Consider the following 13,903-nt stretch of genomic DNA (forward strand, 5'->3'; position numbering starts at 1 on the left):
CCTTGCGATCCTCCCCCGTAGCCTGAACGGCACGGGAGGGACCCCCTCCACCAGACCCCGCTCCCTGATCCGGCCTGATCCAAACGAAAGACCCTAGCGGATGTCGCCCATCAGTGCCCGCACCTTCCTGCGGTACATGAAGACCGCGAAGCCGGCGAGGCACGCCAGCAGCGCCTCCAGGGCCACCACGCCCGTCTTCCCCAGATCGACGCCGCCGATGGAGAGCAGACCGGTCACGGAGTCGCCCGCGGTGACCGCCAGGAACCAGACCCCCATCATCTGGCTCGCGTACTTCCCCGGCGCCATCTTCGTCGTCACCGACAGGCCCACCGGCGAGACGCACAGCTCGCCCACGGTCTGGATCAGATAGATGCCCACCAGCCACATCGGGCTGACCAGCGTGCCGTCCGCCGCCATCGCCAGCGGGATCAGGAAGAAGAAGAACGAGACGCCGACGAGGAACAGCCCGGCGGCGAACTTCACGACCGTGCTCGGCTCCTGTCCCCGGCGGCTCAGCCAGAGCCAGAACCAGGCGAAGACCGGCGCGAGCGCCATGATGAACACGGGGTTCAGCGACTGGTACCAGGACGACGGGAAGCCCAGCCCGAACAGCTCGCCGGAGGCCTTCGTCGTACCGAACGCCTGGACCGTGGAGCCGCCTTGGTCGTAGATCATCCAGAACACGGCCGCGGCCACGAAGAACCAGATGTACCCGGACATCCTGGTCTGCTCGGCCGCCGACAGTTCCTTGTCGCGCTTTATCCGGATCAGTACGGCGGCCGGGATCGCGATGCCCGCGAGCGTCAGCGGGACCATCGCCCAGTTGAGGGTGAAGTTGCCGCTGAGGCCGACGACGCCATAGAAGACGGCGGCGATCAGCAGCCACGTCATGCCCTTGCGCAGCCAGGTGACGCGCTCCTCGCGGGAGAGCGGGGTCGGCACGCGGCTGCTCTCCGGGCTCAGATGCTTCGTGCCGAGCAGGAACATGACCAGGCCGATCCCCATGCCGACGGCGGCGAGGGCGAAGCCGAGGTGCCAGTTGTAGGTCTCGCCGACGGTGCCGATGATCAGCGGGGCGAAGAAGGCACCGATGTTGATGCCCATGTAGAAGATGGTGAACCCGCCGTCGCGGCGCGGGTCGTTGGGGCCGTCGTAGAGATGGCCGACCATCGTGGAGATATTGGCCTTCAGCAGCCCCGAGCCGAGCGCCACCAGCGCCAGACCGGCGAAGAAGCTTCCGGTGCCCGGCAGGGCCAGGGTGAGATGGCCCAGCATGATCGTGCAGGCCGCGATCGTGACGGTCTTGCGCGGGCCCCAGAGTCTGTCCCCCAGCCAGCCGCCGGGCATCGCCAGCAGATAGACCATGGACAGATAGATGGAGTAGACGGCCGTGGTGGTGGCCAGATCCATCCCGAGTCCGCCGCCCTGAAGCCCCTTCGAGGCGTCGGGACCACCGGAGATCAGGTAGATCGTGAGCAGGGCCCTCATGCCGTAGAAGCTGAAGCGCTCCCACATCTCGGTCATGAAGAGCGTGGCCAGTCCGCGGGGGTGGCCGAAGAAGGTCTTCTCGGGTCCGGCGGGGGCGCTGGGCGAGTCCTTCATCAGGCTGGACGCCATGGGTCGATCCTTGCTTGCTCGGGACGCGCCGCTCGGTCAGCGGTGACGCGCCCGGTGTGGGGGCGGGCCGGAGCGGGACATGCCGTCTCCGGCGCGGTGACGCAGAGAGGAGACCTTCGGCACTCAGCAGGCCAAAGGTCTCCTAGTGGTACTACAGGCGTCTCGACACCATACGACATGACAGAGTCGTACAAGGAAGGACTTGAGAGATGGATCACAGGTTTTAATGGAACCAAACTCTTATATTCGAAGGTAGATCATCTGATCGCACGTGATCCTGAAGGCGTCGCCGAGCAGGGCCCAAGCGCCGCCCTCTGCGGTCTACCATCACCCCATGACCCGTGTACTGCTCGCCGAGGACGACGCTTCCATCTCGGAGCCGCTGGCCCGCGCCCTGCGTCGGGAGGGTTACGAGGTCGAGGTCCGCGAAGACGGTCCGACCGCGCTGGACGCCGGACTCCAGGGCGGTGTCGACCTGGTCGTGCTCGACCTGGGCCTGCCCGGGATGGACGGCCTCGAAGTCGCCCGCCGGCTGCGCGCCGAAGGCCATGCCGTGCCGATCCTGGTGCTGACCGCCCGCGCCGACGAGGTGGACACCGTGGTCGGCCTGGACGCCGGCGCCGACGACTATGTGACCAAGCCCTTCCGGCTCGCGGAGCTGCTGGCGCGGGTACGGGCGCTGCTCAGGCGCGGCGCCTCGGACCCCGCGCCCGCCCCCGCCACCCATGGCGTACGGATCGATGTCGAGTCGCACCGCGCCTGGATGGGCGACGAGGAACTCCAGCTCACCGCCAAGGAGTTCGACCTGCTGCGGGTCCTTGTCCGGGACGCGGGCCGGGTCGTCACCCGCGACCAGCTGATGCGCGAGGTCTGGGACACCACCTGGTGGTCGTCGACCAAGACCCTCGACATGCATATCTCCTGGCTGCGCAAGAAGCTCGGGGACGACGCCGCCAACCCGCGCTATATCGCCACCGTGCGGGGCGTCGGCTTCCGGTTCGAGAAGAGCTAAGGCACCTTGCGCCGTCGTCTGATCAACTCCACGCTCGCCGTGGTGCTGGTCGTCATCGCCGTCTTCGGGGTCTCGCTCGTCATCGTCGAGACCCGCACGATCAGCAGCAGCGCCCAGGAGAGCGTGGACTCCGAGGCGGTGCGGCTGGTGAGCATCGTCGACGGCCGCCTCCTCGGCGGCGACAACGTCACCGCCAAGGTGCTGGCCGAGCAGATCGACCGGACGCGGTACGCCCGGATCGAGATCCCGGGCCGGCCCGTCGTACAGATCGGCGAGCGGCCGACCGGCAGCGTCATCCGGGGCAAGGCGAAGGGCGAGGAGGGCGAGACCGTCATCGTCGAGGAGCCCCGCTCCTCCGTGACCCGTGAGGTCGGCCGCACACTGCTGATCATCGGCGCGGTGGCGCTGCTCGCGGTCATCGCCGCCGTCCTGCTCGCCGTACGCCAGGCCAACAAGCTCGCCTCCCCGCTCACCGATCTCGCGGAGACCGCGGAGCGCCTCGGCTCCGGCGACCCGCGCCCCCGGCACAAGCGGTACGCGGTGCCCGAGCTGGACCGGGTCGCCGATGTCCTCGACTCCAGCGCCGAGCGCATCGCCCGGATGCTCACCGCCGAACGGCGGCTCGCCGCGGACGCCTCGCACCAGCTCCGCACGCCGCTGACCGCCCTGTCCATGCGGCTGGAGGAGATCTCCGCCACCGATGACCTGGACACGGTGAAGGAGGAGGCGATGGTCGCGCTGGCGCAGGTCGAGCGGCTGACCGATGTGGTGGAACGGCTGCTCACCAACGCGCGCGATCCGCGTACCGGCTCCGCCGTCGCCTTCGATCTCGACGAGGTTGTCAAACAGCAGATCGAGGAGTGGCGCCCGGCCTACCGCAGTGCGGGGCGGGCCGTCGTCTGCTCGGGCCGGCAGGGGATGCGGGCCGTCGGTACGCCCGGCGCGGTCGCCCAGGTGCTGGCGGCGCTGATCGAGAACTCACTCATGCACGGCGGCGGTACGGTCGCCCTGCGCACCCGCGTCACCGGCAACCAGTCCGTCATCGAGGTGACCGACGAGGGTCCGGGCGTCCCGGCGGACCTCGGGGCGCGGATCTTCGAGCGCACCATCAGCGGCCGCAACTCCACCGGGATCGGCCTCGCCGTCGCCCGCGACCTGGCCGAGGCGGACGGCGGCCGGCTGGAACTGCTCCAGCAGCAGCCGCCGGTCTTCGCGCTCTTCCTCAGCCGGGAGGCCGGTACGCGCAAGGCGCCGAAGTCCCCGGAACCGCCGGTCCGCTGACCGGCGCATGGCGTTCCGGGGGACATGGGCCCGGGGTACGGCTTGTCAGCCGCGGACGCGGTCGGGGGGCGTGGGCTTCCGCTCCAGGAACGATTCGTCCGGCAGATCCACGGCCCCCGCCGCTGCCGCCGCCGCGGGCTGGGCGCGGAACACCCAGGTGCGGTACGACCAGAAGCGGAAGAGCGTCGCGATCCCGATGCCGAGGAACTTGAACACATTGCTCTGGAGCGGGCTGTCCCAGCCGAAGCCGTACGTCGCCGCGTAGAGCACACCGTTCTCGATGACCAGGCCGACCACGCTGAACAGCAGGAAGAGCGTCAGCTCCTTCGTGCGCCGGCTCTTGTCCCGGTCCCGGTAGGTGAAGTAGCGGAAGCCCACGTAGTTGAAGGCGATCGCGACGACGGTGGCCAGGATGCTGGCCCGGACCACGGGGAGCGTGGTGGTGTGCCGCACGAGATTGAAGACCAGCAGGTTGACCAGCAGCCCCGCGCCGCCCACCGCGCCGAACTTGACCACCTCGCGGACGAGCCGGTCCAGTCGCACGCGGAGTGCGCCCCGTTCGCTCATATGCCCGTTCAGCCCCGTCCGGTCGGCGTCAGTTCCGAACCATGCTAACCAGCGGCCCCTTCGGCCGCCTGGGCGACCGTACGTCACACTCGGTCACGGTGGGTGGCGCCCGTACGGGGGACGCCCGTGCGGGACAGGGGCGCGGCCGTGCGCGGGGCCGGGTCCGCCGGGCGGCGGATACCCTGGGGGCGTGACATTCCCGGTAGTCGGCATGGTCGGCGGCGGTCAGCTCGCCCGTATGACCCACGAGGCGGGCATCCCCCTCGGCCTCAGATTCAAGCTCCTCAGTGACACCCCGCAGGACTCGGCTGCCCAGGTGGTGAGCGAGGTCGTCGTCGGCGACTACCGCGACCTGGACACGCTGCGTGACTTCGCGCGCGGCTGCGATGTGATCACGTTCGATCATGAGCATGTACCGATCGAGCATCTGCGCGCCCTGGAGGCGGACGGCATCCCCGTCAGGCCGGGCCCGGACGCGTTGGTGCACGCCCAGGACAAAGGCGTGATGCGGGCCAGACTGACCGAGCTGGGCGCCCCCTGTCCGCGCCACCGCATCGTCACAGGCCCGGCCGACGCGGCGGCCTTCGCCGCCGAGGTGGGCGGCTTCCCGGTCATCCTCAAGACGGTGCGCGGCGGCTACGACGGCAAGGGCGTCTGGTTCGTACGGTCCGCGGAGGAGGCCGGGCAGCCCTTCCTGGCCGGGGTCCCCGTGCTCGCCGAGGAGAAGGTCGACTTCGTACGGGAGCTGGCCGCGAACATCGTCCGCTCCCCGCACGGCCAGGCCGTGGCGTACCCCGTGGTCGAGTCCCGGCAGGTCGACGGCGTCTGCGACACCGTCATCGCCCCGGCGCCCGGTCTGCCGGACGAGCTGGCGGGCGAGGCCCAGCTGCTCGCCCTGCGGATAGCCGCCGAACTGGGGGTCGTGGGCCATCTCGCGGTGGAGCTGTTCGAGACCCGGGACGGCAGGATCCTCGTCAACGAGCTGGCGATGCGCCCGCACAACTCCGGGCACTGGACCCAGGACGGCGCGATCACCTCGCAGTTCGCCAACCATGTGCGCGCCGTACTCGATCTGCCGCTCGGCGACCCGCGCCCGCGTGCGCCCTGGACGGTTATGTGCAATGTGCTGGGCGGCGACTATCCGGACATGTACGCGGCCTATCTGCACTGCATGGCCCGGGACCCGCAGCTGAAGATCCATATGTATGGCAAGGACGTGAAACCCGGCCGCAAGGTAGGGCATGTCAACACCTACGGCGACGACCTGGACGACGTGCTGGAGCGCGCCCGCCACGCCGCCGGCTACCTCCGAGGAACGATCACCGAATGACAGCCCACCCGTCACCCGGCCACCGCCCCTCATCGGGCGCCGACGCGCGCACCACACCCCTGGTCGGCGTCGTCATGGGCTCGGACTCCGACTGGCCCGTCATGGAGGCCGCCGCGAAGGCCCTCCACGAGTTCGAGATCCCGTACGAGGTGGATGTCGTCTCCGCGCACCGCATGCCGCGCGAGATGATCGCGTACGGCGAGGAGGCCGCCGGGCGCGGCCTCAAGGCGATCATCGCGGGCGCGGGCGGCGCGGCGCACCTGCCGGGCATGCTCGCGTCGGTGACCCCGCTGCCGGTGATCGGCGTCCCCGTACCGCTGAAGTACCTCGACGGCATGGACTCGCTGCTGTCCATCGTCCAGATGCCGGCCGGTGTGCCGGTCGCCACGGTCTCGGTCGGCGGCGCCCGGAACGCGGGGCTGCTGGCCGCCCGTATCCTCGCCGCCCACGACCCCGAACTCCAGGCCAGGATGCGGGAGTTCCAGCAGGAGCTGAACGACCAGGCGACGGTGAAGGGCAAGCGGCTGCGCGCGAAGGCCGAAGGCGCGGATCACTTCGGATTCGGAAAGTGACGGTCACGGCCATGGACTCCACGCCCTTCCTCGACGAGGCCCGAGCCCTGCTGGCCGACTTCCCGGTGGTCGACGGACACAACGACCTGCCCTGGGCGCTGCGCGAGCATGTGCGCTACGACCTGGACCGGCTCGACATCGCGGACGATCTGTCGGGCACGCTGCACACGGACATCCCCCGGCTCCGGCGCGGCGGCGTCGGCGCGCAGTTCTGGTCCGTGTACGTACGGGCCGACATGGCCGGTGACGACGCGGTCAGCGCGACGCTGGAGCAGATCGACGTGGTCGGCCGGCTGCTGGCCCGCTACCCGGGCGACCTGTCCCGCGCCCTGACGGCGGACGACATGGAGACGGCGCGGCGGCACGGCAGGATCGCCTCGCTGATGGGGGCCGAAGGCGGCCACTCCATCAACAACTCCCTCGCCACGCTGCGGGCCCTCCATACCCTGGGTGTCCGCTATATGACGCTCACCCATAACGACAATCTCGCGTGGGCGGACTCGGCGACCGATGTGCCGGGCGTGGGCGGGCTCTCGGCCTTCGGCCGCGAGGTGGTCCGCGAGATGAACCGGACCGGCATGCTGGTCGACCTCTCGCATGTGGCCGCCACGACGATGCGCGACGCGCTCGCCACGACCGGGGCGCCGGTGATCTTCTCGCACTCGTCGGCACGGGCGATCTGCGACCACCCCCGCAACATCCCGGACGATGTGCTGGAGAAGCTGCCCGCGAACGGCGGCGTGGCGATGGCCACGTTCGTACCGAAGTTCATCCTCCCCGCGGCGGTGGCCTGGACCCAGGCGGCGGACGAGAACATGCGGGCCCACGGTCTGCACCCGCTCGACACCACCGCGCGCGCGATGGAGATCCACCAGGCGTTCGAGGCGTCCAACCCCCGCCCGAACGCCACGGCGGCGACGGTCGCGGACCATCTGGACCATATGCGCGAGACCGCCGGCATTGACCACATCGGCATCGGCGGCGACTTCGACGGCACGGCCTTCACCCCGGCCGGCCTGGACGATGTCGCGGGTTACCCGAACCTGATCGCGGAACTCCTCGCCCGTCAGTGGTCCACGGCGGACCTGGCGAAGCTGACGTGGCAGAACGCGGTACGGGTGCTGCGCGCGGCGGAGGACGTGGCGCGGGGCCTGCGGGACGAGCGCGGTCCGTCGCTGGCGACCATCGGGGAACTGGACGGCTGACCGTCCGTGCCGTCCCACCGGGGCGCGCGAGGACGGCGCCCCGGTCGGCCGGCTGGCCTGAGCCCTCAAAGCCGGTCCTGAGCGCTCAGGACCGGCTTCGGCGGGCTCGGGTTCGAGCGCGGGCTCAGGCGCGCGGGCGCCCCATCGCGCGGTACGTCCAGCCCGCCGCGCGCCACCGCGCCGGGTCCAGCGCGTTACGTCCGTCCAGGATCAGCCGGCGCGACGCCGCCTCGCCCAGGGCGGCCGGGTCCAGCTCACGGAACTCGCTCCACTCCGTCAGATGCAGGACGACATCGGCGCCGCGCACCGCGTCCAGCGCGGACGGCGCGTACCTCAGCGTCGGGAAGAGCCGCTTGGCGTTGTCCATGCCCTTGGGGTCGTAGACCGTCACCTGGCCGCCCTGGAGATGGATCTGCCCCGCGACATTGAGCGCGGGGGAGTCCCGTACGTCGTCCGAGTCCGGCTTGAAGGTGGCGCCCAGCACCGCGACCCGCTTCCCCAGGAACGACGAGTCGCCGCCCACGGCCTCGCGCGCCAGCTCCACCATGTGACCGCGCCGCCGCATATTGATCGAGTCGACCTCGCGCAGGAACGTCAGCGCCTGGTCGGCGCCCAGCTCGCCCGCCCGCGCCATGAACGCCCGGATGTCCTTCGGCAGACAGCCGCCGCCGAAGCCGATCCCGGCACGCAGGAACTTCTTGCCGATCCGCTCGTCGTACCCGAGCGCCTCCGCCAGCTTCACCACATCCCCGCCGGCCGCCTCGCAGACCTCCGCCATCGCGTTGATGAACGAGATCTTCGTGGCCAGGAAGGAGTTCGCGGAGGTCTTCACCAGCTCGGCGGTCGGGAAGTCCGTCACCACGAACGGCGACCCCTCGCCCACCGGCGTCGCGTACACCTCGCGCAGCACCCGCTCGGCGTGCTCGCTGCGCACGCCCACCACGATCCGGTCGGGGTGCAGCGTGTCCTGTACGGCGAAGCCCTCGCGCAGGAACTCCGGGTTCCAGGCCAGCTCCACCTCGCCGCCCGCGGGCGCCAGCTCGACGATGCGGGCCGCGAGCCGCTCCGCGCTGCCCACGGGCACCGTCGACTTGCCGACGACCAGGGCCGGCCGGCCCAGATGCTTGGCGAGGCTCTCGATCGCGGAGTCGACGTACGACATGTCGCAGGCGTACTCGCCGTGCTTCTGCGGGGTGTTCACGCAGACGAAGTGCACATCGCCGAACTCCGCGATCTCGGCCCAGTCCATGGTGAACCGAAGCCGCCCGCTCGATCCCTCGATCCCGGCTACATGTTTGCGCAGCAGTTCCTCAAGACCGGGCTCGTACATCGGGACCCGGCCCGCGGAGAGCAGTTCGATCTTCTCGGGCACCACATCGAGGCCGAGGACCTCGAAGCCCAGCTCCGCCATGGCCGCGGCGTGCGTGGCGCCGAGATAGCCGGTGCCGATCACAGTGATCTTGAGGGCCATGTGAGTGCTCCAGGGGGATGCGGGCAGGTGCGGGCCCGAGCATAGCCGCGCGTGGAGGGGGCTTCGCAGGGGCACTTCTCCTGGTACGGAGCGGCTGTCGGCAAACTCACCTATGCCTGCGGTGCCTCGGCCCCCTAAAATTGTGTTACTTAACGGTAGTTAGCATCCTGGGGAGTGAAAGACCGTGGCCGGATCGGCTGATTTCGACCTGTACCGCCCGTCCGAAGAGCACGACATGCTCCGCGAGACCGTGCGCGCGCTCGCGGAGGCGAAGATCGCCCCGTTCGCCGCGGCGGTGGACGAGGAGGCGCGCTTCCCGCAGGAGGCCCTGGACGCGCTGGTGGCCTCCGATCTGCACGCGGTCCATGTGCCCGAGGAGTACGGCGGGGCCGGTGCCGATGCCCTCGCCACGGTGATCGTCATCGAGGAGATCGCCCGGGTCTGCGCCTCGTCCTCCCTGATCCCGGCCGTGAACAAGCTCGGCTCGCTGCCGGTGATCCTCTCCGGCTCCGAGAACCTGAAGAAGACCTACCTGGGCCCGCTGGCCAAGGGCGACGCGATGTTCTCGTACTGCCTCTCCGAGCCGGACGCGGGCTCCGACGCGGGCGGGATGAAGACCAAGGCGGTACGGGACGGCGACCACTACGTCCTCAACGGCGTGAAGCGCTGGATCACCAACGCGGGCGTCTCCGAGTACTACACGGTCATGGCCGTCACCGACCCGGACAAGCGCACCAAGGGCATCAGCGCGTTCGTGGTCGAGAAGGGCGACGAGGGCGTCTCCTTCGGCGCCCCGGAGAAGAAGCTGGGCATCAAGGGCTCGCCGACCCGCGAGGTCTACCTCGACAACGTCCGCATCCCCGCGGACCGGCTGATCGGCGAGGAGGGCACCGGCTTCGCCACCGCCATGAAGACCCTGGACCACACCCGCATCACGATCGCGGCCCAGGCACTCGGCATCGCGCAGGGCGCGCTGGACTACGCGAAGGGCTACGTCCAGGAGCGCAAGCAGTTCGGCAAGCCGATCGCCGACTTCCAGGGCGTGCAGTTCATGCTCGCCGACATGGCCATGAAGCTGGAAGCGGCCCGCCAGCTCACCTACTCCGCCGCGGCCAGGTCGGAGCGCGTCTCCGCGGGCAGCGCCAAGGAGGACCTCACCTTCTTCGGCGCGGCGGCCAAGTGCTTCGCGTCCGACGCGGCCATGGAGATCACCACGGACGCGGTCCAACTCCTCGGCGGCTACGGCTACACACGCGACTACCCGGTCGAGCGCATGATGCGCGACGCCAAGATCACGCAGATCTACGAGGGCACGAACCAGGTCCAGCGCATCGTGATGGCGAGGAACCTGCCGTAACGCTGCCATGGGCGTGGTGAGGGGCCCGTCCCGCGTGGATCATCGGCGCGGGGCGGGCCCTCCGCGCTCCAGCGGTACGTACCCAAGAGCGCCCGGCCCGTGCCCCCAACCGACCGCCCTCGGGCGTCAGTTCGGCACGGCCGGGGCTCGGCAGGCCCACCATCGAGTCAACCTCCCGGCGGGCAGTGGCGGCTCCGGTGCAATTCCCCTGTCAACGTTCGCGAACACGCAGGAGGAACCCATGCTGTCCCCCCGACCGGTCCGGGTGCTCGGTGACGCCGGGGACCGAGGAGGGGCCGCTCACGCGCGCCGGGCCCAGAGATAGAGACCGGTCTCGGGCTGCCCCTCGGATCCCTGCTCGGGACAGATCTCCAACTCGTCCACCCGCAGCCCCGCTTGGCGGGCCCAGTCGGCGAGGTCCTCACGCCGGCACAGGGCAGGCCGGTAGGTCGTGTCCATGAACCGCACCTCGTCGTCGGTACGCCGCTCCGAAACGGCGACCAGCAGCGTGCCGCCGGTGACCGTGAGATCCCGCAGTCTCTCCAGCGCGGCGATGAACGCGTCCGCCGTCAGGTCGACGAGGGCGTAGAAGCTCACGACAGCGTCGAACGATCCGATGTCCGCTCTCCGGTCGAAGAGATCGGCCTTGACGAAGCGTGCTCCCGGAACCTGGCGGCGGGCGTGGGCGAGCAGACCCTCGGAGACGTCGATCCCGGTGACGTCCATGCCGCCCTCGCTCAGCTGCCCGGCGGTCGGCAGCCCCGTACCGCACCCCACGTCCAGCACCCGGGCACCGGGGTCCAGCCGGCTCATCAGACGCTCGGCCGCCTGGATCTGGGAGGTCTTCCTGCCCTCGAAGGCTCGCTGGTAGCCAAGGCCCAGGGAGTCGAAGTACGCCGCCGTCTCCGCCGCCTGCGACGCCAGCCCGGCGATGTCCTCGGAACCGGCGATGTCCTCGGAACCTCTGTCCTGCGTACGCTCCACAGTCCCCACCTCTCTCACCGGCCGGCCGACGCTCCTGCTCTACCCCGACTCCCCGGTGGTTCTCCGGTCCGGGCGGCACGATCACCCGAACGAGGCCGGCCCTCGCCCGGGACCGGCTGTCAGTGCCGGGTGGGAGACTGCCCGGCATGATCGAACCGGAAGCGAAAACGGACCTTCTCCACTACCTGAGAACCGCCCGCGAAGCACTGCTCTGGAAGCTCGACGGGCTCTCGGAGTACGACCTCCGGCGTCCGCTGACGCCGACCGGCACGAATCTGCTGGGCCTGGTCAAGCACGTCGCCGCAGTGGAGTTGGGGTACTTCGGCGATACGTTCGGGCGACGGTTCTTCGACGAGCCGCCGGCCTGGTACGGGGTGGGCGCCGAGCCGGGCGCGGACATGTGGGCCACCGAGGACGAGTCCCGCGAGTGGATCGTCGGGCTCTACCGGCAGGCATGGCAGCACTCGGACACCACCATCGCCACGCTGCCGCTCGACGCGACCGGTCACGTCTCCTGGTGGCCGGAGGAGCGGAGAGAGGTGACACTGCACCACGTCCTGGTCCGGGTGATCGCCGAAACGCACCGGCACGCCGGCCACGCCGACATCGTCCGGGAACTCATCGACGGGGCCGTGGGAATGGCGGAGGGCAACGACAACATTCCGCCCGGCGATCCGTCGTGGTGGGAGGACTACCGGACCCGGCTGGAGCGCGCGGCGGGGGCCTTCCGTGCGCCCAGTACGCCCAGCGCACCCAACCCGCCGCGTACGCCCCGTACGACGGGTTCCTAGCGCACGTCGACGTAGTCCTCGCGGCCGCTCGACGCGTAGTGCGTCTTCACCGTGTCGACGTAGCGCATCTGCCAGGTGCCGTCGCGCAGCGCCGTGAACTGCTTGCTGAACGTGCCGTTGGAGAGGGTCCTGGCGCTGCCCAGTTCCGTCCAGACCGCGCCGCGCGTGGCCGCCCTGAAGTAGACGCGCACCTTCTGGCCGGCGTACGCCTTCCAGGCGGAGCCGGACTTCTGCATGAGCGTGCCCTTGGCCGTGAGCTTCGTGCCCTTCCGCACACCCTCGGGGGTGACGTCGTCGCTCCGGAGCTCGGTGTACTGGCGGCCGAGCTTGTGAACGCGGCTCTCCACGCCCGTGGCGCCCAGGTGGCGCAGGCGCCAGTAGCTGCCGGCCGAACCCTTGGGAGGAGCCGCCTGTGTGAACGCCGCTCCGTACGTGGCCGTGAACTGCCCCGCGCTCGTCCAGTTCTGGCCGTCCGGCGAGTGGTCGATGGAGACCCGCCCCGTCGTCCCGGCGGGGTACGAGCCCGATGTGACGCCCAGCCTGCCGCTGAAGGTCACCTTCCGGTTCTTGTCGACACCGGCCTCGATCCCCGAGAACGTGCTCGTGGCGGCCGTCTTGACCTGGAAGTCGTACGGGGACGTGGCCTTCTCGAACCACGGCTCCTGGCCGAGTTCCACGCGCGCGGCGCCGTTCCTCATGGCCGGGAAGGCGCCCGAGAAGGTGCCGTCGGCCTTGGTGCTCGTGATGTGCTGCCCGCCGACCAGGACGCCGACGCCGCCCGCGGCCTTCTCCGTGCCGTCGTCGGCCGTACGGGTCACCTTGCCGCGCGCGGGGACGTCGCTCCCGTACGGGGCCGTCAGCGAGCGGGCGGGGGTGCTCACCGTCAGCTTCAGAGGCTGCTTGTGGACCGTCACCGGGAACGACACCAGGTTCTCCTGGAACCAGACGTCGAGCCGCGCGTCGGTCTCGTACCCGTTGAAGTCGAAGGGCAGGGAGAAGCGGCCCGCCTTGTCGACGGTCGTCGTCACGAAGTCCTGTGCCTTGTAGCGGGCGTAGACGCCGGCCCCTTCGAACGGCTTCACCTCGTGCGTGTTCGGGTCCCGCGCGACGAGAGTGCCGTCCACCGTGACGACGCGGTGGTCGTACGACACCCGCTGACGGTCGGCGGTGGCGATCAGCTCCGGATCGAGGCCGTAGTCGAGCTCGCCGTTGTCGCGGTCGACGACCTCGTCCGCCGTGCCGGCCCTGACCACGAGATCGACGGTGTACACGCCCAGCGCGGGCAGTTCGACCGGGTCGGTCGAGAACTGCTGCTCCTCACAGTCGGAGGCGGTGGCGCAGCGCCCGGCGTCTTCGAGGCCCAGCGTGGCGAGTACGGCGTCACCGCCCTTCGCGCGGACCCGGAGGGTGACATCGGACGGAAGCGAGTTCCGGTCCCAGTGCTCGTAGAGCACGTGGATCCTGCCGTTCTCCTCGGCGCTCCATGTGAACGATCGGAGGCTGACCTCGGCCGCCCCCGCGGTGGGCGCGGCGATCAGTGTGGACGCGGAGAGCGCGACGGCGGCGGTCGCCACGGCCATGATCCTTTTCAAGGGTCCTCCATCGGACGTGCACGCGTTGATCTACGGCACGTTCGACCTCTCGGCCGGGAGGAAGGTTGTACGCGATGTCCGCCGGTGAGGGGCTGGAGGCGGGTTTACGGTGATCCGGCCTGAT

At 70.0% G+C, this 13,903-nt stretch carries 12 protein-coding genes; 7 read left to right on the top strand and 5 right to left on the bottom strand.

Features of this window, described 5'->3' with window-relative positions; all coding sequences use genetic code 11:
* Nucleotides 1-93: 93 nt before the first annotated feature.
* Nucleotides 94-1,617, bottom strand: a complete 1,524-nt coding sequence (locus CU044_RS29010) for an oligopeptide:H+ symporter (protein WP_129771730.1) — start codon at nucleotides 1,615-1,617, stop codon at nucleotides 94-96.
* Nucleotides 1,618-1,951: 334 nt separating this feature from the next.
* On the opposite strand from CU044_RS29010, the gene CU044_RS29015 reads away from it, so the two are divergent.
* Both CU044_RS29015 and CU044_RS29020 read left to right on the top strand, forming a co-directional pair.
* Nucleotides 1,952-2,629 carry a response regulator transcription factor gene (locus CU044_RS29015; RefSeq protein ID WP_129771731.1) on the top strand — a complete coding sequence of 226 codons (678 nt, stop codon included), beginning with the start codon at nucleotides 1,952-1,954 and terminating at the stop codon, nucleotides 2,627-2,629.
* A 6-nt stretch (nucleotides 2,630-2,635) separates the two neighbouring features.
* The gene (locus CU044_RS29020; protein ID WP_129771732.1) at nucleotides 2,636-3,910 is read left to right on the top strand and encodes an ATP-binding protein; all 1,275 of its coding nucleotides are present in this window, start codon (nucleotides 2,636-2,638) and stop codon (nucleotides 3,908-3,910) included.
* A gap of 45 nt (nucleotides 3,911-3,955) precedes the next feature.
* Here CU044_RS29020 and CU044_RS29025 read toward each other — a convergent pair whose 3' ends face one another.
* Entirely contained in the window at nucleotides 3,956-4,477 is a 522-nt protein-coding gene (locus tag CU044_RS29025) for a GtrA family protein (protein ID WP_129771733.1), read from the bottom strand.
* A 190-nt stretch (nucleotides 4,478-4,667) separates the two neighbouring features.
* Here CU044_RS29025 and CU044_RS29030 point away from each other — a divergent pair, with 190 nt between their 5' ends.
* Genes CU044_RS29030 through CU044_RS29040 form a run of 3 tightly spaced genes read left to right on the top strand, consistent with a single transcriptional unit; the run spans nucleotide 4,668 to nucleotide 7,584 of the window.
* The gene (locus CU044_RS29030) at nucleotides 4,668-5,807 is read left to right on the top strand and encodes a 5-(carboxyamino)imidazole ribonucleotide synthase (protein ID WP_129771734.1); all 1,140 of its coding nucleotides are present in this window, start codon (nucleotides 4,668-4,670) and stop codon (nucleotides 5,805-5,807) included.
* A complete protein-coding gene (gene purE / locus CU044_RS29035) occupies nucleotides 5,804-6,379 on the top strand; it encodes a 5-(carboxyamino)imidazole ribonucleotide mutase (protein WP_129771735.1) in 576 nt (191 codons plus the stop codon). Before CU044_RS29030 ends, purE begins: the two co-directional genes overlap by 4 nt.
* 11 nt (nucleotides 6,380-6,390) lie before the next feature.
* Nucleotides 6,391-7,584: a dipeptidase gene (locus CU044_RS29040; protein ID WP_129771736.1), complete on the top strand. Its 1,194-nt coding sequence runs from the start codon at nucleotides 6,391-6,393 to the stop codon at nucleotides 7,582-7,584.
* A 124-nt stretch (nucleotides 7,585-7,708) separates the two neighbouring features.
* Here CU044_RS29040 and CU044_RS29045 read toward each other — a convergent pair whose 3' ends face one another.
* Entirely contained in the window at nucleotides 7,709-9,055 is a 1,347-nt protein-coding gene (locus CU044_RS29045) for a UDP-glucose/GDP-mannose dehydrogenase family protein (protein WP_129771737.1), read from the bottom strand.
* Nucleotides 9,056-9,239: 184 nt separating this feature from the next.
* Between CU044_RS29045 and CU044_RS29050 the strand changes: the two genes are divergently transcribed.
* The gene (locus CU044_RS29050) at nucleotides 9,240-10,412 is read left to right on the top strand and encodes an acyl-CoA dehydrogenase (protein WP_129771738.1); all 1,173 of its coding nucleotides are present in this window, start codon (nucleotides 9,240-9,242) and stop codon (nucleotides 10,410-10,412) included.
* 300 nt (nucleotides 10,413-10,712) lie between these two features.
* Here the strand turns inward: CU044_RS29050 and CU044_RS29055 are convergent, their stop codons facing one another.
* Nucleotides 10,713-11,396, bottom strand: a complete 684-nt coding sequence (locus CU044_RS29055) for a class I SAM-dependent methyltransferase (RefSeq protein ID WP_129771739.1) — start codon at nucleotides 11,394-11,396, stop codon at nucleotides 10,713-10,715.
* 146 nt (nucleotides 11,397-11,542) lie between these two features.
* On the opposite strand from CU044_RS29055, the gene CU044_RS29060 reads away from it, so the two are divergent.
* Nucleotides 11,543-12,187 (top strand): DinB family protein, encoded by a 645-nt coding sequence (locus tag CU044_RS29060; protein WP_129771740.1) that lies wholly within the window; start codon nucleotides 11,543-11,545, stop codon nucleotides 12,185-12,187.
* Here CU044_RS29060 and CU044_RS29065 read toward each other — a convergent pair.
* Nucleotides 12,184-13,779 carry a hypothetical protein gene (locus tag CU044_RS29065; RefSeq protein ID WP_129771741.1) on the bottom strand — a complete coding sequence of 532 codons (1,596 nt, stop codon included), beginning with the start codon at nucleotides 13,777-13,779 and terminating at the stop codon, nucleotides 12,184-12,186. The genes CU044_RS29060 and CU044_RS29065 overlap by 4 nt on opposite strands.
* Nucleotides 13,780-13,903 lie beyond the last annotated feature (124 nt).

The organism is Streptomyces sp. L-9-10, from assembly GCF_004151105.1.
GTDB lineage: Bacteria > Actinomycetota > Actinomycetes > Streptomycetales > Streptomycetaceae > Streptomyces.